Source organism: Paenibacillus sinopodophylli, from assembly GCF_005930355.1.
Taxonomy (GTDB): Bacteria; Bacillota; Bacilli; order Paenibacillales; family Paenibacillaceae; genus Pristimantibacillus; species Pristimantibacillus sinopodophylli.
Genome location: NZ_VDBO01000001.1, coordinates 1,142,823 through 1,163,910, shown reverse-complemented (window position 1 = coordinate 1,163,910; position 21,088 = coordinate 1,142,823). Strand labels below are relative to the sequence as shown.

General features: G+C 49.5%; 23 protein-coding genes. 18 read left to right on the top strand and 5 right to left on the bottom strand.

Annotation, left to right across the window (positions count from 1 at the left end):
- The first annotated feature begins 39 nt into the window (after positions 1–39).
- From def to spoVM, 10 genes are all read left to right on the top strand, one after another.
- Entirely contained in the window at positions 40–525 is a 486-nt protein-coding gene (gene def / locus FGT79_RS05195) for a peptide deformylase (RefSeq protein ID WP_212758505.1), read from the top strand.
- Between the two features lie 4 nt (positions 526–529).
- Complete coding sequence (gene fmt, locus FGT79_RS05190) at positions 530–1,483, top strand: methionyl-tRNA formyltransferase (RefSeq protein ID WP_138751680.1); 954 nt, start codon at positions 530–532, stop codon at positions 1,481–1,483.
- The gene (rsmB, locus tag FGT79_RS05185) at positions 1,480–3,003 is read left to right on the top strand and encodes a 16S rRNA (cytosine(967)-C(5))-methyltransferase RsmB (RefSeq protein WP_138751679.1); all 1,524 of its coding nucleotides are present in this window, start codon (positions 1,480–1,482) and stop codon (positions 3,001–3,003) included. Before fmt ends, rsmB begins: the two co-directional genes overlap by 4 nt.
- A 99-nt stretch (positions 3,004–3,102) precedes the next feature.
- Positions 3,103–4,149, top strand: coding sequence for a dual-specificity RNA methyltransferase RlmN (rlmN, locus tag FGT79_RS05180; RefSeq protein WP_138751678.1), 1,047 nt, complete (start codon positions 3,103–3,105; stop codon positions 4,147–4,149).
- Between the two features lie 7 nt (positions 4,150–4,156).
- Entirely contained in the window at positions 4,157–4,918 is a 762-nt protein-coding gene (locus FGT79_RS05175; RefSeq protein WP_138751677.1) for a Stp1/IreP family PP2C-type Ser/Thr phosphatase, read from the top strand.
- A gap of 5 nt (positions 4,919–4,923) precedes the next feature.
- The gene (gene pknB / locus FGT79_RS05170) at positions 4,924–7,044 is read left to right on the top strand and encodes a Stk1 family PASTA domain-containing Ser/Thr kinase (RefSeq protein WP_138751676.1); all 2,121 of its coding nucleotides are present in this window, start codon (positions 4,924–4,926) and stop codon (positions 7,042–7,044) included.
- The gene (rsgA, locus tag FGT79_RS05165; RefSeq protein ID WP_138751675.1) at positions 6,974–7,981 is read left to right on the top strand and encodes a ribosome small subunit-dependent GTPase A; all 1,008 of its coding nucleotides are present in this window, start codon (positions 6,974–6,976) and stop codon (positions 7,979–7,981) included. The genes pknB and rsgA overlap by 71 nt, the downstream gene beginning before the upstream one ends.
- Before the next feature lie 5 nt (positions 7,982–7,986).
- Entirely contained in the window at positions 7,987–8,631 is a 645-nt protein-coding gene (rpe, locus tag FGT79_RS05160) for a ribulose-phosphate 3-epimerase (RefSeq protein WP_138751674.1), read from the top strand.
- An 11-nt stretch (positions 8,632–8,642) separates the two neighbouring features.
- Positions 8,643–8,918: a hypothetical protein gene (locus FGT79_RS05155; RefSeq protein WP_138751673.1), complete on the top strand. Its 276-nt coding sequence runs from the start codon at positions 8,643–8,645 to the stop codon at positions 8,916–8,918.
- Between the two features lie 121 nt (positions 8,919–9,039).
- Positions 9,040–9,120 carry a stage V sporulation protein SpoVM gene (gene spoVM / locus FGT79_RS05150; RefSeq protein WP_010345573.1) on the top strand — a complete coding sequence of 27 codons (81 nt, stop codon included), beginning with the start codon at positions 9,040–9,042 and terminating at the stop codon, positions 9,118–9,120.
- A gap of 97 nt (positions 9,121–9,217) precedes the next feature.
- On the opposite strand, the gene rpmB is transcribed toward spoVM, so the two are convergent.
- Positions 9,218–9,406, bottom strand: a complete 189-nt coding sequence (rpmB, locus tag FGT79_RS05145; RefSeq protein ID WP_102712305.1) for a 50S ribosomal protein L28 — start codon at positions 9,404–9,406, stop codon at positions 9,218–9,220.
- 292 nt (positions 9,407–9,698) lie between these two features.
- On the opposite strand from rpmB, the gene FGT79_RS05140 reads away from it, so the two are divergent.
- The 5 genes from FGT79_RS05140 (at position 9,699) to FGT79_RS05120 (ending at position 15,149) form a co-directional block, all read left to right on the top strand.
- Positions 9,699–10,058 (top strand): Asp23/Gls24 family envelope stress response protein, encoded by a 360-nt coding sequence (locus FGT79_RS05140; protein WP_138751672.1) that lies wholly within the window; start codon positions 9,699–9,701, stop codon positions 10,056–10,058.
- Between the two features lie 56 nt (positions 10,059–10,114).
- A complete protein-coding gene (locus tag FGT79_RS05135; RefSeq protein ID WP_138752934.1) occupies positions 10,115–11,842 on the top strand; it encodes a DAK2 domain-containing protein in 1,728 nt (575 codons plus the stop codon).
- A gap of 35 nt (positions 11,843–11,877) precedes the next feature.
- Positions 11,878–12,732: a DegV family protein gene (locus FGT79_RS05130; RefSeq protein WP_138751671.1), complete on the top strand. Its 855-nt coding sequence runs from the start codon at positions 11,878–11,880 to the stop codon at positions 12,730–12,732.
- Between the two features lie 6 nt (positions 12,733–12,738).
- Complete coding sequence (gene recG / locus FGT79_RS05125; RefSeq protein WP_138752933.1) at positions 12,739–14,790, top strand: ATP-dependent DNA helicase RecG; 2,052 nt, start codon at positions 12,739–12,741, stop codon at positions 14,788–14,790.
- 71 nt (positions 14,791–14,861) lie between these two features.
- Positions 14,862–15,149 carry a stage VI sporulation protein F gene (locus FGT79_RS05120; RefSeq protein ID WP_138751670.1) on the top strand — a complete coding sequence of 96 codons (288 nt, stop codon included), beginning with the start codon at positions 14,862–14,864 and terminating at the stop codon, positions 15,147–15,149.
- Between the two features lie 52 nt (positions 15,150–15,201).
- Here FGT79_RS05120 and FGT79_RS05115 read toward each other — a convergent pair whose 3' ends face one another.
- Positions 15,202–15,897 (bottom strand): SOS response-associated peptidase, encoded by a 696-nt coding sequence (locus FGT79_RS05115; protein WP_138751669.1) that lies wholly within the window; start codon positions 15,895–15,897, stop codon positions 15,202–15,204.
- Positions 15,898–16,066: 169 nt separating this feature from the next.
- Between FGT79_RS05115 and FGT79_RS05110 the strand changes: the two genes are divergently transcribed.
- Positions 16,067–17,404 carry a DUF2515 domain-containing protein gene (locus FGT79_RS05110; RefSeq protein ID WP_246096157.1) on the top strand — a complete coding sequence of 446 codons (1,338 nt, stop codon included), beginning with the start codon at positions 16,067–16,069 and terminating at the stop codon, positions 17,402–17,404.
- A gap of 63 nt (positions 17,405–17,467) precedes the next feature.
- Entirely contained in the window at positions 17,468–18,136 is a 669-nt protein-coding gene (locus FGT79_RS05105; protein ID WP_138751668.1) for an HAD family hydrolase, read from the top strand.
- Between the two features lie 62 nt (positions 18,137–18,198).
- On the opposite strand, the gene FGT79_RS05100 is transcribed toward FGT79_RS05105, so the two are convergent.
- Genes FGT79_RS05100 through FGT79_RS05090 form a run of 3 tightly spaced genes read right to left on the bottom strand, consistent with a single transcriptional unit; the run spans position 18,199 to position 20,007 of the window.
- Positions 18,199–18,546, bottom strand: a complete 348-nt coding sequence (locus FGT79_RS05100) for a YolD-like family protein (RefSeq protein WP_138751667.1) — start codon at positions 18,544–18,546, stop codon at positions 18,199–18,201.
- Entirely contained in the window at positions 18,543–19,808 is a 1,266-nt protein-coding gene (locus FGT79_RS05095; RefSeq protein WP_138751666.1) for a DNA polymerase IV, read from the bottom strand. Before FGT79_RS05095 ends, FGT79_RS05100 begins: the two co-directional genes overlap by 4 nt.
- Positions 19,798–20,007 (bottom strand): hypothetical protein, encoded by a 210-nt coding sequence (locus tag FGT79_RS05090; protein WP_138751665.1) that lies wholly within the window; start codon positions 20,005–20,007, stop codon positions 19,798–19,800. Before FGT79_RS05090 ends, FGT79_RS05095 begins: the two co-directional genes overlap by 11 nt.
- A gap of 186 nt (positions 20,008–20,193) precedes the next feature.
- Here FGT79_RS05090 and FGT79_RS05085 point away from each other — a divergent pair, with 186 nt between their 5' ends.
- Positions 20,194–21,063 (top strand): aminoglycoside phosphotransferase family protein, encoded by an 870-nt coding sequence (locus FGT79_RS05085; RefSeq protein ID WP_138751664.1) that lies wholly within the window; start codon positions 20,194–20,196, stop codon positions 21,061–21,063.
- Positions 21,064–21,088 lie beyond the last annotated feature (25 nt).

Sequence of the window (21,088 nt, the reverse complement as noted above, 5' to 3'; positions counted from 1 at the left end):
GCTATTACTATTTTAATGATCGTAAAGGAAGGGAATACAATGAGTATCCGTATAATTGTGAAAGATCCGGACCCGGTATTGCGGGAAGTGGCGAAGGAAGTAACGAAATTTAACGCAAATTTGCAAAAATTGCTCAAGGATATGGCCGAAACGATGTATGATGCAGAAGGTGTAGGCCTTGCAGCGCCGCAAATTGGCATTTCGAAACGGGTTATTGTGGTAGATGTAGGCGATGAGAATGGATTGGTGGAAATGGTCAATCCTGTAATTGTAGAGCAAGACGGCGAGCAGTTGGGGCCGGAAGGCTGCCTTAGCATACCTAACCTTAATGGTGACGTATTGCGAGCGGATCGAATCGTAGTGACAGGTCAAGACAGCAGTGGACAAACGTTTACGGTTGAAGCAACCGGTTATTTCGCACGCGCGTTCCAGCATGAGGTTGACCATTTGAACGGCATTTTGTTTACCGATTTGGCGGAGAGCATCTACGACATTTCGGAAAGAGCTAGAAAAGGCGGCGAATAGCTTCATGCGTATCGTATTTATGGGAACGCCGGGATTTGCCGTTCCCTCTTTGAAGCTGCTGCTTGAGCAGCAGTACAATGTTGTTGCCGTTGTTACACAGCCTGATCGGCCGAAGGGCCGCAAAAAAACGCTGACGCCGCCGCCTGTAAAGGAAGCGGCGTTGTCGTTCAACCTGCTTGTGCTGCAACCGGAGCGGATGCGTCATGCGGATGCCGTTGCGGCAATTGCTGAGCTACAGCCGGATTTAATCGTAACAGCGGCGTACGGCCAGATTTTGCCCAAGGCATTGCTTGATATCCCACGTCTAGGCTGCATTAACGTGCATGGCTCCTTATTGCCGCGTTACCGGGGAGGGGCTCCGATTCAGCGCTCTATTATGAATGGAGAGAGTTCTACCGGCGTAACCATTATGTATATGGCAGAAGGCCTTGATACTGGTGATATGATCAGTGCGGTGGAGCTGCCGATTACGGATGAGGACAACTCGGGCACGATGTTCGACAAGCTTAGTCTTGCGGGAGCAGAACTGCTTGGTCAGACGCTTCCTTCAATTGTTTCTGGACAAGCAGTTGCTGTTCCGCAGCAGGACGATCTAGCGACTTATGCGCCTAATTTGACGCGTGAGGACGAGCGGATCGACTGGTATAAATCTGCTCGTGCTATATTCAATCAGGTAAGGGGCTTGTCACCAATGGCTGGTGCTTTCACTTATTTGAACGGTGAAGTATTCAAAGTGTGGGCGTGCGCTGAATCGAAGGGGCATGCTTCGAATAAATCATTAATACCAGGCACTGTACTGGCCACTGACAATGAGGGTATTTATGTCCAGACGGGCGAGGGAGTTCTCCTGTTGAAAGAGATTCAGCCTGCAGGCAAGCGGGCGATGAGTGCCGCAGAATGGCTCAAAGGCGCAAGGCTTGAAGCGGGAGCATTGCTTGGCGACGGAGGTGCGGCATGACGGAGAGCAGTACACGCAAGCCTAACGGAAGTCACAGCGCTAATCCCAGCTCGAAGGGTAAGCCAAAAACGAGGAACGGTCATAAACGTCCTGCATCCGGCGGCAAGCCGGTTCATGCCGGTCAGCCTGCGCAGCAGACGGGAAGCCGCAAGTCCAAATCGCCGCGCGAGCTAGCGATGGATACGCTGGTTAAGGTAACCCAGACAGGAGCTTACAGCAATCTGCAATTGAATCGAACACTTCTGGATGCAGGGTTGCAGCGTGCGGATGCCGGGTTAGTGACGGAGCTTGTCTATGGAACGATTCAGCGTCAAGCTACGCTTGATTATTGGCTCAGCCGCTTTGTGTCCAAAGGGCTCCACAAGCTTGAGCCATGGGTCCATCAATTACTTAGAATGAGCGCATACCAGCTTCTCTATTTGGACCGGATACCTGCCCATGCTGCCGTGAACGAAGCGGTGACGATTGCGAAGAAACGCGGTCATGCTGGTATTTCGGGCATGGTGAACGGTGTGCTTCGCAGCATTGACCGAGGAAGAAGCGAGCTCCAAGCTGCTGAGATTAAGCATGCTGATCCTATTGTTCAAATTGCGCTGCGCCACTCCTATCCGGAATGGCTGGTAAGCCGCTGGGTAGCTGCATATGGCGTACAGCAGGCCGAAGAGATCTGCGCAGCAGGCAATGAGCATCCGCATTCAAGCTTGCGAGTCAATACGTTGAAGGGCAGCCGAGCGGATGCGATTACGCTTCTGACGGAAGCTGGCTTTGATGCGAAGCCATCAGCAGTCGCTCCCGAAGGCATTGCGATTGAGCGCGGCGGTAATCTTGCGGATACAGCAGGATTCCGCGATGGACTATGGTCCGTTCAAGATGAGAGCTCTATGCTCGTAGCGGAGGTTGTAGCACCACAAGCCGGTATGCAGGTGCTGGACTGTTGTGCAGCTCCTGGGGGCAAGAGTACGCATTTGGCCGAGCTGATGGGTGGCAAAGGCAAGGTGTGGGCCAATGATTTGCATGCACATAAACGCGATCTGATCGTGTCGCAGTCGGAGCGTCTTAAGCTTCGTAATGTAGAAGCGATAACAGAAGACGCGCTTAAGCTAACCGATCGCTTCAAACCGCAATCCATGGACGCTGTACTGCTTGATGCGCCTTGCTCCGGCTTCGGTGTTATTAAGCGCAAACCGGAGATCAAATGGACCAAAACAGCAGGCGATGTTTCCGATATTGCAGCTGTCCAGCAGCGTCTGCTGCATGCTGTATGTGAACTTGTCCGCCCAGGAGGCGTGCTCGTATATAGTACCTGCACGATAGAGAAGGACGAGAACGAGCAGCAGATCGCCCGTTTTCTTCAGGAGCATCCTGAATTTGAATTGGATAGGAACTGGCCGGAGGCCATCTTGGAACAGTTGAAGAATGCTGGCGTAATCGACGAGCATTTCGCAGGTCAAGCACAGCTGCTTCCGCAGCACTTCGGCAGTGACGGCTTCTACATTGCAAGGATGGTTAGACGCCCATAAGCGGCGCTTATGGCTGAACATGGGCGTTTGTGGTAAAATAAATCGATGGCGGCATTCAGAAGATTAAGCCGCTCTACTATAAGGTACAGGTGTGATGAAATGAAACCATGCATATATGATTACACGCTCGAGCAGCTTCAACAATGGATGAAAGACAATGAGGAGCCGGCATTTCGTGGCGGTCAGTTGTTTGATTGGCTCTATGTGAAGCGCGTAAAGAGCTTTGAAGATATGTCCAACCTATCCAAAGCGCTTCGCGACAAGCTGGAGGAGAGCTTCCAATTTGTAACGCTCAGCGAAATTACGAAGTTTGAATCAAAGGATGGAACCGTTAAGTTTTTGTTCGGTCTTCATGACGCCCATGCGATTGAAACGGTTATTATGCGCCATAACTACGGCAACAGCATTTGTGTAACAACGCAGGTAGGCTGCCGAATTGGCTGTACGTTCTGTGCATCGACGCTTGGCGGCTTGAAACGTAATCTCACTGCAGGCGAAATCGTCGCGCAGGTGGTTACGGCTCAGCAGATGCTTGATGCTACCGGTGAGCGTGTTTCCAGTATCGTAATTATGGGATCGGGCGAGCCGTTTGAGAATTATGAAGCAACGATGGCCTTCCTGCGCATCATGATTCACGAGAAAGGCCTTAATATCGGTCAGCGTCATATTACTGTATCTACGAGTGGTATTGTGCCAAGCATGTATAAGTTCGCTGAGGAAAATACACAAATCAATCTGGCGTTGTCGATTCACGCGCCGAATGATGCGCTGCGCTCGAAGCTTATGCCTGTTAACCGTCGTTATCCATTCGATGATGTTATGGCGGCATGCCATAATTACATCGCGAAGACAGGTCGCAGAATTACGTTTGAGTACGCTTTGATCGGCGGTGTTAATGACCGCGCAGAGCATGCTCAGGAGCTAGCAGACGTCTTGCAAGGGATGTTATGCCATGTTAACTTGATTCCAGTTAACCATGTGCCTGAACGAAATTATGTTCGTACACCGCGCGAGGACATCTTTGAATTCCAACGTGTATTGGAGCGGAACAAAGTAAGTGTGACGATTCGTAGGGAGCAAGGCCATGATATAGCGGCTGCTTGCGGCCAATTAAGAGCGAAACATATGGAGTCTCAGGCGAGGTGATGACTGATTGTTAACGGCAAACCGCAGTGATATCGGACGGGTTCGTCATGTGAATGAAGATCAATCATGGGTTAGTCAATTGAATAATGGGGTTACCCTTGCCATCGTTGCCGATGGCATGGGCGGCCATCAGGCTGGGGACGTGGCTAGTCAAAAGGCTGTTGACGCGTTCCGCAGCATGCTGGAGCAGAGCGCTGCGAAAGCTCATTTGTCTGTACAAGAAGGCAAAATGCTTATTCGCCAAGCGATCTCACAAGCCAATGAAGCAGTTTTCGAGCTCGCTTCCCGCAATGAGTCGTATCATAATATGGGTACGACTATTGTTGCGGCGCTTGTCAACCAAGATAATGCGATAATTGGACATGTTGGCGACAGCCGTGCATATAAAATTAAAGAAGGCGTTATTACACAAATTACGAATGATCATACGCTAGTTAATGAATTGGTCAAATCTGGGCAGTTAAGTGCGGAAGAGGCTGCTCATCACCCGCGCCGCAATGTGTTGACACGCGCGGTTGGAACAGATTCGAATGTGGAGATCGAAATACAGTCCGTAGAATGGTCTTCGCATGATGTCCTGCTGCTATGCAGCGATGGATTATCAAATTTGGTTAGCGAGCAGCAAATGCTGCAAACGGTCACGACTGAGCATCTAGAGCTGGATGCCAAAGCTGATCAACTCATTCAGCTTGCGCTGCATGCTGGCGGGGACGACAATATTACGGTCGTTCTTCTTCAAGAAGCAGCCGGCACGAATCGAGGGGAGTGACTAGGATGATCGGACAGGATTTAGGCGGTCGATACGAAATATTGACGCGAATCGGCGGAGGCGGGATGGCGCTTGTCTATAAGGCGCATGATGTGCTGCTGAATCGCAAGGTTGCGGTAAAGGTTTTGCGCCAGCAATTTGTTCATGACGAGGAGTTTATTCGAAGATTTCGTCGTGAGGCGCAGTCGGCAGCTGCGTTGTCTCATCCGAATGTCGTAAGTATTTATGACGTAGGACAAGAAGATGACACACATTATATTGTCATGGAGTATATTGAAGGCCATAATTTAAACGAAATCATACAAGAACGTGCGCCCTTGCAGCCAGATGAAGCGGTGCGTATTGCCATGCAAATTGCTGATGCTCTGGATCATGCGCATCAGAATCATATTATACACCGTGATATCAAGCCTCATAATATATTAATCGGTAAAAACGGACGGGTGAAAGTAACTGATTTCGGGATTGCCCGCGCGGTTACATCATCGACGATTACACAGACCGGATCGGTACTCGGGTCTGTTCACTACTTCTCACCAGAGCACGCCAAGGGTGTTAATACGGGAGAGAAGTCTGATCTATACTCGCTTGGAATTGTGCTCTACCAAATGCTGACAGCGAAGCTTCCGTTTCTGGGCGAAAGCCCGATTAGTGTAGCCTTGAAGCATTTGCAGGAAACCTTCGAGGAGCCGCGCGTCGTTAATCCTCATATCCCGCAAAGCGTGGAGAATGTAATCCTGAAGGCGATGCGGAAAAATCCGAGCGAGCGTTATGCGTCCGCACATGAAATGCTGCTTGATCTAGACACCTGCCTTCGTCCTGAGCGGCTGAAGGAGCCTAAAGTGACGTTCATTCATGTCAATGACATGGAGGAGACACGCGTCATGCCTGCTATTAGAGGGGATGTGAGAACGCCTGACTCTACAGAACGAGATCGCAAGGCTGCTGCAGACCCTGAAGTGAAAGCTGTCAAAGAAATTGCCGAGAAGCCTAAAGGCTGGAAAAAGCCTTTGACTGTCGTAGGCATTACACTTCTGATCCTCGGGCTCTTTATCGGCGGATTTATTTGGCTGCTTGGTGTTCTAGATGTAGCAGAGGTTGATGTACCGTATGTTGTTGGCAAGACGGAGGCCGAGGCAAGGCAAATGATAGAGACCGCGGGCCTCAAAATAGAGGATCCTGTTGTCCATGAGCACAACAAGGAAATTCCAAAAGATCAGGTGTTAAGTCAATCGAAGATGAATATGAGAGTCAAGGAAGGTTCGTTTATTCAAATTACGGTTAGTGATGGGCCTGAACTAGAGGAACTCGGGAATTATGTAGGGAAAGCACTACAGACCGCGATTGACGAGCTTGGAGCGTTAGGCATCACTGAGGATCAGATTACGATTGAATCGGTGTTCAGTGAGGAAGCTCCGGATACGGTTATCCAGCAGTCGCCGAAGCCGGGTGAGGAGTACAATCCAGAATCGGTGGAATTCTCCTTCATGGTCAGCAAAGGCCGCGAGACCGTTCCGATGCCGAATCTGATTGGCACAAGCCTGGATGAAGCGAAGGATCTTATCAAGGCGTACGAGCTGACATTGGATGATGGGGATATCCTGTATGAGCCAAGTTATGTACACCAGAAAAATTATGTCATCAGCCAAGATCCTTTTAAACCAAAGGATCAGGTGTCTAAAGGCTCCAAGGTGTCCATTCGAGTAAGTTCTGGGCCGCCTGCGGACGCGAAGGAGCATAAGTTTAATATTTCTATTTCACCTGCAGAAGCAGGCAAAACGAGTGAGATTCGAATTGTTTATTCAGATGCTCAAGGCGAGAATATGGAGTGGGGCAAACGCCAAATCACGACGATGCAAACGTTCCCTGTCACTGTAATCGTTGCACCTGATACCGAAGCAAGAGTGACCGTTTACCGCGATAACCAGTTTATCGATACGAAAACGATAACCTATGATGAGCTATTAAAAGGTTCGAATTCATCCACCCTGATCATTCCGGGTGAAGAAGTGCAGCCGACTGAAGTACCGGCACAAGCGGAGGTTACCGAAAGCGATGAGCCAATTGAAGAAGAGCAGCAAGAACAGCAAGAACAACAACAAGAGCAGTCAGAGCAGCAACCCTAATACCAGCCACAATAGTAAAGAAAATCATCTTAAAGGCACGATTGTCAAAGCCTTGAGCGGCTACTATTATGTGCGAGCAGAGAATACGGCATCGGATTCTGCAACGATTCAATGCAGGGGACGCGGCGTGTTCAAAAATAAAGGATTAACGCCGCTTGTCGGGGACCTGGTGATGTACAGCCTAACGGAGAACGGAGAGGGCACTGTCGAGGAGCTTCTTCCCCGTTCTTCGGAGCTCATTCGTCCACCCGTGGCGAATATTGATCTAGCCATTCTTGTCTTCTCCGTCACGGAGCCTGCGCTTAATCTACAGCTGCTGGATAAGTTTCTTGTCCATATCGAGCATGCCGGCATTCCTGCTGTGCTCTGTTTGAGTAAGCAGGACCTAGCGAGTGAAGGCTTGGAAACGGAAGAAGCAAAAGCTGCTGCAGTCGCAGTAAATCGTATATACCGCCCTCTGGGCTATGAAGTTTATGGGACGAGCTCTGTTCTAGGCGAGGGTATTTCGCCATTCCAAGAGCGACTGCAGGGACATCTTGCCGTATTTGCTGGTCAGTCTGGCGTTGGGAAATCATCGCTGCTTAACGCGATTGTTCCGGGCTTGCAGTTGGAAACGAATGCGATTAGCAATCGACTGGGACGCGGCAAGCATACGACTAGGCATGTAGAGCTGATTGAAATTGGCGGCGGACTGGTTGCAGATACGCCAGGTTTCAGCCAGCTGGATTTCCAAGAGCTAGGTATCGAGGATTTGGGCTATTGCTTTATCGAGATGCGCGAGCTTTCACCAAACTGTAAGTTTCGCGGCTGTACCCATGTGCATGAGCCGGGCTGCGCCGTACTTGCTGCGGTAGCTAGCGGTGAAATTGAGAAAAGCAGACATGAGCATTATTTGCTCTTTCTAGCGGAAATGAAAGACAAAAAACGGAGGTACTAACGACTATGACCATTATTGCACCTTCTATACTATCGGCAAATTTTGCAAGGCTTGGCGAGGAAGTCCAAGCCGTTGAAGCGGCAGGGGCAGATTGGATTCACATTGATGTAATGGACGGTCACTTTGTCCCAAACCTGACCTTTGGACCGCCTGTTATTTCTGCTATTCGTTCAGCAACGAAGCTGCCGTTCGATGTGCATTTGATGATCGAGCGTCCAGAACTTTCAATAGCTGATTATATCGCGGCAGGCGCGGATCGTATTACGATTCATGCGGAAGCCTGCGTGCATTTGCATAGAACGATTCACTATATCAAGGAAAAGGGTTTGCCGGCGGGTGTTGCGATCAACCCAGCTACACCTGTATCTATTCTTGAGCCGATCCTTCATGATCTTGATCTTGTGCTTATTATGACTGTTAATCCAGGCTTCGGCGGGCAGCAGTTCATTCCTTATTCATTAGTGAAATTGCGCCAAGTACGTGCGATGCTTGAAGAGCAGGGACTGGATAAGGTCTTTGTTCAGGTAGACGGCGGGGTTAATAAATCGACTGCAGCGGCTATTCGCGAGGCTGGTGCGGACGTGCTGGTGGCTGGTAATGCCGTGTTCGCAGAGCAAGATCGGGCAGCAGCTATAGCTGTATTGCGCTAGAGGATGGAAGCATGAATGAGCGGTTAAAAACGGCGTTCTGGCTGCTTTTCTATTCTTCAGCAGCGGGGCTTATGCTTACAGTATTTTCTCTGATTGAGGATTTATTTCGTTATCTCTTTGCATTACTGGCTTTGTACATAGGCATTCTGTTTTTCCGGAAATTTGAAAAGCTTAGTTTGCGGATTACGTTTTTTGTGCTAGCCATAATCATTTATTTATTGTTCGCTGTTATTGCTTCTGCTTTTATCTTTTTAAGAGACAATCCAGATGTATTAACAGGCGCTTAATAGGCTCTTACCTCAGGCTCTCGATGGAATAGGACAAACTGACGACGCATAGGATGTTTACATGAGCGTAGCAATGTTGTCACGGATAAATTCGATGAGCGTGTCTGAGGAGGGATGAGGCATGAAATTTTATACAATCAAACTGCCTAAATTTTTGGGCGGATTCGTAAAGGCGATTTTGAATACCTTCCAAAAAAATTAGGTCAGATGCTGCAGGACACCCTTCGGCCGTGATCGTGTAAAAGCAAAAGAAAAGCACCTGAGAGCTCAGGTGCTTTTGTCTATGGCCGAAGCCATGATTATACGCGGGTAACTTTACCGGATTTAAGTGCGCGAGTGCTGACATAAACACGTTTCGGTTTACCGTCAACCAAAATGCGAACCTTTTGCACGTTTACGCCCCAAGAACGACGAGTTTTGTTGTTTGCGTGGGAAACGTTGTTACCTGAACCAGGTGCTTTACCTGTAAGAAAACATTTGCGGGACATGACTACACCTCCTTTAAATACTGCATGAGCAAAACTGATTCCATAAATATGGCTCGGTATGCGTGAGGAAAATTTCATTCGTGAGACAAATAACATTTAAACACACTTGAATATCGTATCATAAACATTGTTGCTATTCAACCTAAATCTACGGACATGTCACTGCATAAGGTCCAATTAGAAGCTGTATGCCGCGGAAACACTGGTTTTTTGGTTCGGACTTCTATAAAGGTGCCGTTTATAGTACAATGGTACTTAGTCCATAATAGATACAGTAAGGGAGTGAATTTCCATGCCAATGCAGCTAAGCACCGAACTTGGTACCATCCATGTCTCAGACCACTGCATAGCCATTATTGCCGGCTCTGCGGCCATGGATTGTTATGGACTTGTCGGGATGGCTTCACGCAAACAGCTGAAGGACGGAATTGCCGAGCTGCTCGGACGTGACAATTTAACTCGAGGCGTTGAAGTTCGACGGGTAAATGAAAAACTGCATATTGATCTCTACATCATCGTAAGCTATGGAACAAAAATTTCCGAGGTAGCGCATAATATTCAATCCAAAGTAAAGTATGTGCTGAATGACGTGATTGGCCTACAAGTGGAAGAAGTCCATATAATTGTGCAGGATGTCAGGGTACTTAAGTAACAGGGAGGGAAATATCGTTGAGTAAGCGCTTTATAAACGGATCTGATTTTGCCGCAATGGCACTGCTCGGCGCGGACTATTTGCAGCGTAACGCGGAGCATGTTAACGCATTGAATGTGTTTCCAGTGCCGGACGGGGACACGGGAACAAACATGAATTTGACGATGTCCTCAGGCGTACGTGAGCTCCGCAGCAAGCCTTCTAACAGCATTGGGAAAGCGACAGAAGCTTTATCCAAAGGGCTGCTCATGGGTGCACGTGGAAACTCCGGCGTTATTCTGTCACAGCTGTTCCGCGGCTTCTCCAGATCGCTGAGCGGTCTTGAAGAGGCAGGAACGGTACAGCTTGCCGCCGCTTTGCAGTACGGTGTTGACCTCGCTTATAAAGCTGTCGTGAAACCGGTAGAAGGAACGATCCTTACTGTTGCGAAGGAAGCTGCTCGGCATGCCGTGCAGTACGCTCGCAGAACGAATGACGTGGTAGAGCTTATGCATGAAGTTCATCAGAAGGCATACGACGCGCTGCAGCGCACACCGGATTTATTGCCGGTGCTGAAGCAGGTTGGTGTTGTCGATTCTGGCGGACAAGGCCTTGTGTTCATTTATGAAGGATTCTTGCGAAGCCTATTGGAGGTTGACGGACAGCTTGATACGTATGATATTGGCTCAGAAGCAGCACCTCCAGAACAGGTAGCAGTGCCAACGTCTCCACCTTCTGTTCGCAAACCGGAACAGCTCTCTGCACAATCGCGTCTCTCAACAGAAGAGATTGAGTTTCTATATGACATGGAGTTTTTCATTAATCGCAAGCTCAAAGGGCAAGCCGGAGCGTTTTTTGATGAATCCGCTTACAAACGTGCCCTTAGCAAAGACGGAGATTCCATTCTGGTTATAGCAGAAGACGATATCATTAAGGTTCATGTGCACTCACGCAAGCCCGGGGATGTACTGAATCTATCGTTGCCGTATGGTGAATTGACGGATATTCATATTCTGAACATGCGCGAGCAGCATCGTGATTTGCTTGAGCATGAGCAAGCAGGCAGCGGCACTGCGGATTATTCAGCAGCCGAGCTGCTCGCAGGCGAAGGCGTACAAGGGGTCCCTCCGGGACAAGTATTCGAAACAGCACCTTTCGGTATCATTGCAGTCGCATTAGGCGAAGGCATTGCCGATATCTTCTTAGAGAATGAAGTGGATACGGTATTATCCGGCGGACAAACGATGAATCCGAGTACAGAGGATTTCGTGAAAGCGATCGAAGCGCTGTCAGCAGAGCATATTTATATTCTTCCGAATAACGGAAATATTATATTAGCCGCGGAGCAGGCTGCCGAACTGAGTGAGCGCAGTGTCACCATCATACCGACGCGTACCATTCCGCAAGGCTTAGCAGCGGTACTCGCATTCAAAGAAGAGGAAACAGCCGAGCGCAACAGCGTCTGGATGAAGAATGCTGCGGAGCAGGTCGTTTCGGGGCAAGTGACGAAGGCTGTCCGTGATACGACGATTGAAGGCGTTGACATTCGTGAAGGCGATTATATCGGCATCAAAGAAAAGACGATCGTCGTATCGAAAGCCGCGCTGCAGGAGGCTTGTCAAGGTCTAGTGGCCAGCATGCTAGACGCAGGCGGAGATTTGCTCACGATCTTATCCGGCGAGGAAGCTGATGCAGCTGAAACGGCTTCGCTTTGCGAGTGGATTGGTGAACAATACCCAGAGCTGGAGCTTGAAGTACATAAGGGCGGGCAACCGCTGTATCCTTATGTTTTTGCATTGGAATAAGCTTGTAGTGGGTATAAGATTAGGAGGAATTGATTATGGGGAAAGTCCGAATCGTAACGGACAGTACGGCTGATATTCCTGCAGATGTGAGGGAGCGGCTCGGGATCTCTATGGTCCCGCTGAAAGTACTGTTTGGCGAAGAGACGTTTCTGGACGCGGTTACGATCAAGTCGGATAATTTCTACGAGAAGCTTGCGCAATCTGCCGTGCTTCCTACTACGTCTCAGCCTTCACCAAACGAATTCTCTGATGTATATACGAGATTGATAGCGGAAGACGCGGATTCGCCTATTATTTCGATTCATTTATCGGCGGCGCTCAGTGGGACATACCAATCAGCGACGATTGCCCATTCCATGCTGGAAGAGCAATCGGATATTACGATTATAGACTCGCGCTCTGCTTCTTACGGGTTCGGGATGCGTGTGGTCAAGGCAGCCGAAATGGCGCAAGCGGGAGAGTCCAAAGAACGTATTATCGAGGCCATCCAGCAGCGTGAGCGCGATACGCAGTTATACTTTTTAGTAGATACATTGGAATATTTGCAGAAGGGTGGGCGAATTGGCAAGGCTTCTGCGCTGATTGGTTCCATTCTTAACATTAAGCCGATATTATCCTTAGACTCCGATGGCGTCGTGCTTGCGGTGGATAAGATTCGCGGTTCGAAGAAAGCAATGTCACGGATTGTTGAACTTCTGAAACAAACCTATGGAGACGAGCCTGTGGGAATGACGATAGCCTATAGCTTCAAAAAAGATACAGCCGATGATCTTTGTGCGCTGATTAAATCCGAGTTCAATGTTCAAGAAACGGGCTGGACGACCATTGGCGCAGTTATTGGCACACATACCGGACCAGGTGCTTCAGCTGTGTTTATGTACAGGATGTGATAGATGATGACGCTGGACCAAATGATTGTTCGGCAAATCAAAGGCGTGAGTGCTCCCAAGGAAGTGGAGCTTCACGCCTTTGGCGTGAAAACCGTTGCAGACCTACTCGACTACTTCCCCTTCCGTTATGAGGATTACCGTATTCGCGAGCTCACCGACGTGAAGGAAGGCGAGAAGGTTACGGTGCTCGGACATGTTCGAGGCATCCCTATGCTGCAGCGCTATGGAAAAAGCAAGTCAAGATTGACCTGTAAAGTGGAGGTTGGTCAGTGGCTCGTAACAGCTGTATGGTTTAATCGCCATTTCCTGCAGGATCAGTTGACGATTGGCCGCGAGATTATGCTTACAGGCAAATGGGAACAGCAGCGCCTGCAAATGACGATTTCGGATTCTGAGTTTCCAGGCAGCGGCGGAGCTGCGAAGACAGGCACGCTGCAGCCTGTTTACTCGGTCGGCGGGGCTATTACGCAGCCGTGGATGCGCAAGACGATACGGCAAGCGTTAACCCAATATGGGACTATGATCGAAGAAATGTTGCCTCAGGAGCTTGTTCGCAAGCATGGGCTGATGGCTCGGCGCGAAGCGGTTGAGCGCATTCATCTACCTGACGATACGAAGGCTGGCCAGGAGGCCCGCAGAAGACTCGTCTACGAGGAGCTTTTCTTGTTCCAATTAAAGCTGCAGGCTTACAGAGCGATTAATCGCAAACGTAATGACGGTATTGCACATCGCATCGAAAGTGAGACGATACGGCAATTCGCTGCGACGCTGCCTTTCGAGCTGACGGATGCCCAGAAGAAGGTCGTCAATGAAATTTGCGTAGATATGCGAAGACCCTCCTGTATGAACCGGTTGCTGCAGGGCGATGTCGGATCGGGTAAAACGGTCGTCTCGGCGATCGCGCTATATGTTGCGGTCAAGTCGGGTCACCAAGGTGCCTTAATGGTGCCAACTGAAATTTTAGCTGACCAGCATTTGCGCTCGCTAACCAAAATGTTCTCAGCGCTCGGAATTCAGGTTGCGTTATTAACGGGAAGTCTGACTGAGCGCAAACGAAGAGATTTACTTGCCGGGCTTCAAATGGGATTGATTGATATTGTTATCGGGACGCATGCGCTTATTCAGGACGATGTTTTTTTCCGAAGCTTGGGGCTTGTCGTTGTGGACGAGCAGCACCGTTTCGGTGTCAACCAGCGCAGTGTTCTGCGCCGCAAAGGGATGAACCCCGATGTGCTTACGATGACGGCTACACCAATCCCAAGAACGATGGCGATTACAGCTTTCGGCGATATGGATGTGTCAACGATACGGGAGCGCCCGAAAGGACGAAAGCCGATTAAAACCTATTGGGTGAAGCACAGTATGATGGAGCGTGTACTCGGCTTTATTCGGAAGGAAGTCAGCAAAGGACGGCAAGCGTATTTGATCTGTCCGCTGATTGAAGAATCAGAGAAGATTGATGTGCAGAATGCCATTGACCTGTATGTTCAAACCCAGCAATCTTTTCCTGATTTGCGTATAGGCCTGCTTCACGGGCGGCTCTCTGCAGCGGAGAAGGAAACGGTCATGGGAGCCTTCGGCGCTAATGAATCGCAAGTGCTCGTAGCGACGACAGTCGTCGAGGTTGGCGTTGATGTTCCGAATGCAACGCTCATGATTATTATGGATGCTGAGCGTTTTGGCTTGTCGCAGCTGCATCAACTGCGCGGACGGGTTGGCCGAGGCGAGCATCAATCGCATTGTATTCTGGTAGCTGATCCTAAATCGGAAACTGGGAAAGAGCGGATGGAGGTCATGACGGATACGGATGACGGCTTTGAGGTGTCGCGGCGCGACCTTGAGATACGCGGTCCCGGGGACTTCTTTGGCACGAAGCAGAGCGGCTTGCCAGAATTCCGCTTAGCAGATATGGTAGCAGATTATGAGGTGCTTGAGCTTGCAAGGGAAGACGCGGGAGAGTTAACTGAACGTGACGACTTCTGGTCGAATGAAGCGTTCGCAAGAGTACGCAGCGTGCTTCAGCAGGATCAATTTTTTCAAGGGGAACAGCTGGACTAGGCAATAATGACCTCCATTCGGCATATAGATTAACAAACGCGTTTGGACTGCCGGATGGAGGTGTCGGGTCATTGAGTTACCAAAATTATGGAATTAAACCGCAGTTGGTCGAGCGCATCAAATACAAAATGAAAAACCCGGTTGTGAAGGACAAAATTAGGCAGCTGCTTGGCAATGTGACCAAGTATGATTTGCAGGATCGGCCTAAGGTGAGAAGGCTAGTGAAAGCAGCGGGGGTTATTCTGCAAGAGCAGCTTACCGATACGCAGGAGGATCAGATCGTCGCATTCGTAATGGGGCAAAAAATCGATCCCAACAACACGTTTCACTTATTAAAGCTTTGGGGAATGTTTCGCTGACCGTTTATGGTCAGCGATTTTTTTTGTAGGAAGTCTATCGTTTCCTTCGCAGTTACCACAGCTCCAACTGCTCGTCCACTTTGCGCGGTTCAATTAATGTAGGCTCGTCATTGCTGACGCTTCCGACAGCGGCGGAGACGGGATAAGCTTCGAGCTCATCGCTTGAATACGGAACAAGGAGCGGCATAAGCAAAGCCGTGTCGGTCACGGAGCGATCCAGCCACAGCTGCTCGTCTTCAGGCCTTAGAATGACCGGCATACGGTCATGTATAGGTGATACGAGCATGTTCGGTACAGTTGTGAGTATCGTACAGGTGTTAAGACGCGTGCCCTCCGGCGAGATCCATGTCTCATATAGCCCAGCCATACTAAACAGGGCTTTGCTCCTTAGTGTAATTCGCATCGGCTGCTTCCCGGATGGTGTCGCCTTCCATTCATAAAACCCATCGGCAGGAATGAGGCAACGCTTGCGCTGCAAAGGTTTTTGGAAGGCAGGCTTGCTCGCGGCTGTCTCAGAACGGGCATTGAGCATCTGGAAGCCGACCTTCGGATTATCGGACCATGGCGGTACGAGCCCCCATTTCAATTCGCCTAACCGATTGCGTTCTCCGTCGTTTATTACGGTTAAGACGAGCTGGCTCGGCGCTATGTTGTACTTAGGCCTATGAAACGGCACCATCGTCTCTCCGATCATATATCGAACCATCAGCTCTTCGAGCGTGACGGTGAGCGTATATCTTCCGCACATGACGATCGTTCCTTTCCTTATGCTTGTTTATATTATACATGGCAAGCGGCTTCAGCGCATATGTTGCTTACACAGTATGACGATCTATACGTTGGCAGATACTGGATCTATAGAGAGTGAGGCGATTGTAAGCCCTCATTCGTCAACGATGCGAAACGGGGCGCTGCCATTGGGAAAACAAAAGGGAGTACATTCAACATATCGCAGGTCTATCACGTATTGGTTTCGGCAGTTACTCGCGCTGCCTGCGGCTGCGCTTGCTTATGCGGCCGGCAAATGGACGGCTATGAGCGCATCTCATGCCATGCTTAATGACGCAGTCCCGCTTCAGCTGTCGTCATCGACGACAGCGAAGCTGAAAGGTGCGTGGTCCAAGCAGCTTTCTTTCCCTGAACTGCCGGCTTCCCCGCCAAACTTTACTGTACAGGAGCTGGCTATAATAGCGCGTATACGGGCTGAAACAGATGCCTGCAACCGTAATAATGTCACACGAACGGAAGCGTATAGGAGCATCTATTTCCGCATGCCGGAGCTTCATTGGGCCTTGCTTGCTCATATGGTATCCCGCAACGGAGGCTGGAATATGACCGATTTGCAAGGGGAGTGGCTTCCATCGCTGCTGAATATGGAGCAAAGGGAGGCGGTCTTTCGCTTCTTGGAGCGGGCGAATGTTCTGATCTTTCAGGACGCATATCCACAGCTGCTGCTGTATGAATGGAGCCGTCGCGAGGGGAGAAGCTTATTTCACTTGCTGCCGGAATTCGGTGTATCTGTGTTCATGGGACCTGTCTGGAAGCAGTTTTGGCGAGATGGTGATGCGGTGCCGCTAACGGTTGCCTTAATTGTCAATGAGCAGCATTATATCGAGGGGCGGGTCGTGAAGCATCCTTATTTTCAGGAAAAGGTGCTGCATACATTGTTTTTTGGCCTGCAGTCGCTATTGCAGTTGAACGGCGTTCTATTTCCATACGGGAATGGCAGCGGACGTGTAAATGGAAGTGAGGGAGAGAACGACAAGGTCGGTGATGTTGCTAAGCTGCGGCTATCTGGACTCATACTGGAGCGATTCGAGAAATTGCCTGAACGCATTGAATTCGGCAAGCGCCTCTATGCGATGCTGTTCGGCATTCCGCGCGTATACGATGGCGTTAGATGCTTTGCTGGCGCTGTGAAGCATACCGGCTCGCGAGCCGACTATGCCCCGCAAATGTTCGCTCGCGTCCGCCAGCAGCCGCCCGAGAGTGTCTATAAGGAACGGTTGCTTGGAGGGCGCTTGAAGTCGGGAGCAGAGCCGCTGTACAGTCCAGAGCTCGGAGCGGCGTGGAAAGACCGACCGTTAGAGAAGCCGGAGCACAGTGATTGGTTCGGCTCGCTCGAGGCGGTGTGGTCTTATTTCGAAAAGCTCCCGCTTCCTCATTCCTTCGAAATTACGAACGAATATGGACTTATGCTGAACAAGATCGAGCTGGCGGTGCTGGCTATGCAGCGGGGAGAGACGGGTAAATAAGCAGGAAATGACTCCCAAATGATCGAATACCTACTTTAGCATGAAGGAAGGGATTTGATTATTTTGGCTATAAAAGCTGTGCTTTTTGATTTGGATGGGACTTTACTCGATCGGGATACTTCACTCTTATCCTTTGTAAGCGCACAGTATGAGCGGTTTCCGGAATTGCTTGCCGCTCGGAAAGAGGATTATGTGAAACGATTTATTGAGCTCGACAATCATGGCTATGTGTGGAAGGATCGCGTGTATCAGCAGCTTATTGAGGAATTTTCGATTGTGGGTTTGGCTTGGACGGAGCTCTTACAGGATTATTTGCACGTTTTTCAGGAATATTGTCTCGCATTTCCTCATGCTTCAAGCATGCTTGCCGAGCTCAAGAGCCGTGGGCTCAAGCTGGCACTGGTTTCGAACGGCTACGGACAATTTCAATATGATAATTTTAAAGCGTTGGGCATTGCGCCCCTGTTCGACGAGGTACTGATCTCGGAGTGGGAAGGGCTTCGCAAGCCAGATCCTGCTATCTTTGTCCGAGCATTATCTAAGCTTGAAGTGCATGCAAAGGAGGCTATATTTGTCGGAGATCATCTCCAGAATGATGTGCAAGCCAGCCAAATGGTCGGGATGAAAGCGATCTGGAAAAGAAATATTTCTTCCTCATCCGCTTCGGATGCAGATGCCGTGATTGAGGGACTGGATGAACTGACGGATATTATTCTCTCGTTTGAAATGTAGTTGCTGCATGGGCTGGGAATCGGCAGCCTAGATCCTGGTGTAAGGGCTAAGGCTGCCGGTTGTCAAAAGAGCCCGTTATCCTCAATATCCTGAATAGCTGCGCCCTCGATATCGCCAATTAAGAACCATTCCCCATCGACCATAAACCTGCCTTTCAGTTGATCGATCCGATCGACAATGCCGATGACCGTCAGCTCCTCAAGCGGGTGAAACAAGCGGAGTGTAATCGGCTGCCGCTGCTGCAGTGAATCGGTGACGGAGCGGGCCACATGCTCCCATTCCTGCTCATCAAGCTCTACGCGCGTGCGCTGCCGCAATGCCTTCTCCAGCTCATTAATGGCGACCTTATGCTCAGGCAGCATCATGCGGCTGGATTCCCAGAGGCCGTTGCCTTCCAATTTTTTTCTCATTTATAATGTCCTCCTATCTTTTCTGAGCGATGAAGCGCTTGACCGGCGGGTGTATTAGACACGGCTCTCAAAATAACAGCATCTCCGTACTTTTTCTTCAAGGCATCCGTTGCTTTCTCCAGCGCCATCGTCTTCTCTCGTTTCGTGTCAAACAATGAAAGCTGATATTCGTCATCCTGGGAAAATTGCGTCAGACTGACGCCGACCTTGCGGACTGGATAGCCATCCCAGTGGGTCAGCACAAGCCGGACGGCAGCGCAGTATACCTGATTGGTAATGTTGGTTGGATCGTCCATCTTCATCTGGCGGCTGAAGCCCGAGGGACGATCGTAATTGGCTCCCATCAGGCCAACTGAAACGACATGTCCCATGTAGCCTTTGCCCCTGCAGCGCTGGCAGACCAGCTCGGTCAGCTCGAGCAGCACGACCTTGATTTCGGCTAGCGTCTCATAGTCGCGGGGCAGCGTCATCATATGCCCGACTGCTTTCGGCGCGATCTCATGCGTGCCCGGTGCGACGGGACTATTGTCGATGCCGTTCGCAATATTCCAGTAAAGCTCGGCATTAATGTCCGAGTTCTTGCCAAGCTTGCGGCGCAGCATCAGCTTGAGCTTCTCCAGCGGCGTTGCGGCGAGCTTGCCGATCGTCTCCAGGCCCATGAATTGAAAATGCCTCGTCATGCGGCTTCCGACCATGAACATTTTGGCTATGGGTAAAGTCCAAAGTGTGTCAGGGAGCATTTCTTTCGTTAATTCGAAAATACCCGACTCGTTTTTTTTGGCGTAGTTGTCGCAGGCTGTTTTGGCGAGCATTTTGTTCTCGGCAATGCCGAATCGCGTATAGATGCCAAGATCAGATGAAATGCGGGCTTGGATATGGTGCGCAAGCTTCTCCGGCGAGCCGTACAGATGAATCGATCCCGTCACGTCTAGGAACTGCTCATCGATGGAATACGGCTCGACGAGGTCGGTATAGGCTTGATAGATCTGCGTAATCTGCATTGAGATATCGATATAAAGCTGCATTCGCGGTTTTATAATGACGAGGTCCGGGCACTTGGCAAGCGAGTCACCAAGTCGCTCTGCGGTCGTTACCCCGAACTTCTTGGCGATGGGGCAAGCGGCGAGAATAATGCCAGAACGGCGCTCGGGATCACCCGCAACGACTAGGGGGGAATCATGGTATTCGGGATGCTCAGCCTTCTCAACGGATGCATAGAAGGATTGGCAGTCCGCGAGCATGATTACTCGGTTAAGAGACATCGCGGCTCACCAGCTCTGCTGCCAGCACATTCGCTGCGAGAAAGACGCGCTGAGCCCCTGAATCGATGCAGAAGGCTCGGATATAGTCCCCTTTGACCGAGAGCACTCGAATGCTGCGCTTCGTAATGATTCCTTTTTGACTCATATAAATCATATCAACGACACAACCGACTTTATTGATCCATTGCACCAATGCCATGATGCGCCTCCTCAGGATAAGAACGTTTGTTCTTATTATATACGGAACATGCGTTCTTATACCACAGGGTATTTGTGGTTTTTTCTGACAAGGACTGGATAATCGTGACGTTCCAGTATATGGTAAGGTAAGTCGAGTGGGTACAGGGTATCCGTTAACACCGAGGAAGTGAGAGGACATACGTTCATGATCGAAGAAATAACAGGAAGATTAAAAGCAAGATTTGGGAAGGTGAATTTGATTCCACTTGCTGGCGGATACACGAATCTTGCATTTCTAGTCGAGGGTAGTCATCCCTTATTAGTGGCTAAAGTTGTCCATTTATCTAATGAGGATACGATGAATGAGATCAATGGCTTGAAGCTTTTACAGGGGTCGGGAGTTACGCCTATCATTCATGATGTATTGGATATTTCTAATATGAGAATTGTATTAATGGACTATATGAATGGTAGGAACGGACAGTCTATCCTTGATTCAGAAGATTGGGAGAGAGGAACGATATTATATAAGAGTATGGGTAAATTATTGGCGCTTCAAATACATACCCATCAATTTGATGGAAATGACAAGGGAATAAGACAAAGTAATCTAGCTAGGTTAAAGGAAGACGATTTGGTTTTGGAATACGTACCAGATGAACTAGCTAAGCTGTCAAAGGAGATATTAAGCGAGGCTGAGTTGAACGAAGAACAATGGGTATTAACGCATGGTGATTATGGGTCACATAATGTTTTGTTTGAAGCTGAACGTCATGTGAATGTATTAGACTGGGAGTGGGCTGAATGGGGAAATCCGCTGGGTGATGTGGCTTGGGTATGTTGGTTTACCAAACTGCATTACTCTGGACAAGCACATTTACTGAATACCGTCTTTATAAAAGAGTACCTAGCTCATTATCCCAGTACGATTTCGTCAGAGCAATTGAAAGCATGTTGTGTACACAAAGTTTGGAATATTCTTATGAGGGTCAGTCATGCTCCTGTAGAAGTTCAAACCGAATGGGTTAGGCGTTTAGAATGGACCATTCATATGGATTTTTCTGATGTATGTTAATCGATTGGTTGATAGACAACCTGAA

Excerpts from the sequence above, each read along its gene's own strand:
- def (WP_212758505.1), top strand. The coding sequence starts at position 40 with ATGAGTATCCGTATAATTGTGAAAGATCCGGACCCGGTATTGCGGGAA.
- fmt (WP_138751680.1), top strand. The coding sequence starts at position 530 with ATGCGTATCGTATTTATGGGAACGCCGGGATTTGCCGTTCCCTCTTTG.
- rsmB (WP_138751679.1), top strand. The coding sequence starts at position 1,480 with ATGACGGAGAGCAGTACACGCAAGCCTAACGGAAGTCACAGCGCTAAT.
- rlmN (WP_138751678.1), top strand. The coding sequence starts at position 3,103 with ATGAAACCATGCATATATGATTACACGCTCGAGCAGCTTCAACAATGG.
- pknB (WP_138751676.1), top strand. The coding sequence starts at position 4,924 with ATGATCGGACAGGATTTAGGCGGTCGATACGAAATATTGACGCGAATC.
- rsgA (WP_138751675.1), top strand. The coding sequence starts at position 6,974 with ATGAGCCAATTGAAGAAGAGCAGCAAGAACAGCAAGAACAACAACAAG.
- rpe (WP_138751674.1), top strand. The coding sequence starts at position 7,987 with ATGACCATTATTGCACCTTCTATACTATCGGCAAATTTTGCAAGGCTT.
- FGT79_RS05155 (WP_138751673.1), top strand. The coding sequence starts at position 8,643 with ATGAATGAGCGGTTAAAAACGGCGTTCTGGCTGCTTTTCTATTCTTCA.
- spoVM (WP_010345573.1), top strand. The coding sequence starts at position 9,040 with ATGAAATTTTATACAATCAAACTGCCTAAATTTTTGGGCGGATTCGTA.
- rpmB (WP_102712305.1), bottom strand. The coding sequence starts at position 9,406 with ATGTCCCGCAAATGTTTTCTTACAGGTAAAGCACCTGGTTCAGGTAAC.
- FGT79_RS05140 (WP_138751672.1), top strand. The coding sequence starts at position 9,699 with ATGCCAATGCAGCTAAGCACCGAACTTGGTACCATCCATGTCTCAGAC.
- FGT79_RS05135 (WP_138752934.1), top strand. The coding sequence starts at position 10,115 with ATGGCACTGCTCGGCGCGGACTATTTGCAGCGTAACGCGGAGCATGTT.
- FGT79_RS05130 (WP_138751671.1), top strand. The coding sequence starts at position 11,878 with ATGGGGAAAGTCCGAATCGTAACGGACAGTACGGCTGATATTCCTGCA.
- recG (WP_138752933.1), top strand. The coding sequence starts at position 12,739 with ATGACGCTGGACCAAATGATTGTTCGGCAAATCAAAGGCGTGAGTGCT.
- FGT79_RS05115 (WP_138751669.1), bottom strand. The coding sequence starts at position 15,897 with ATGTGCGGAAGATATACGCTCACCGTCACGCTCGAAGAGCTGATGGTT.
- FGT79_RS05100 (WP_138751667.1), bottom strand. The coding sequence starts at position 18,546 with ATGAGAAAAAAATTGGAAGGCAACGGCCTCTGGGAATCCAGCCGCATG.
- FGT79_RS05095 (WP_138751666.1), bottom strand. The coding sequence starts at position 19,808 with ATGTCTCTTAACCGAGTAATCATGCTCGCGGACTGCCAATCCTTCTAT.
- FGT79_RS05090 (WP_138751665.1), bottom strand. The coding sequence starts at position 20,007 with ATGGCATTGGTGCAATGGATCAATAAAGTCGGTTGTGTCGTTGATATG.
- FGT79_RS05085 (WP_138751664.1), top strand. The coding sequence starts at position 20,194 with ATGATCGAAGAAATAACAGGAAGATTAAAAGCAAGATTTGGGAAGGTG.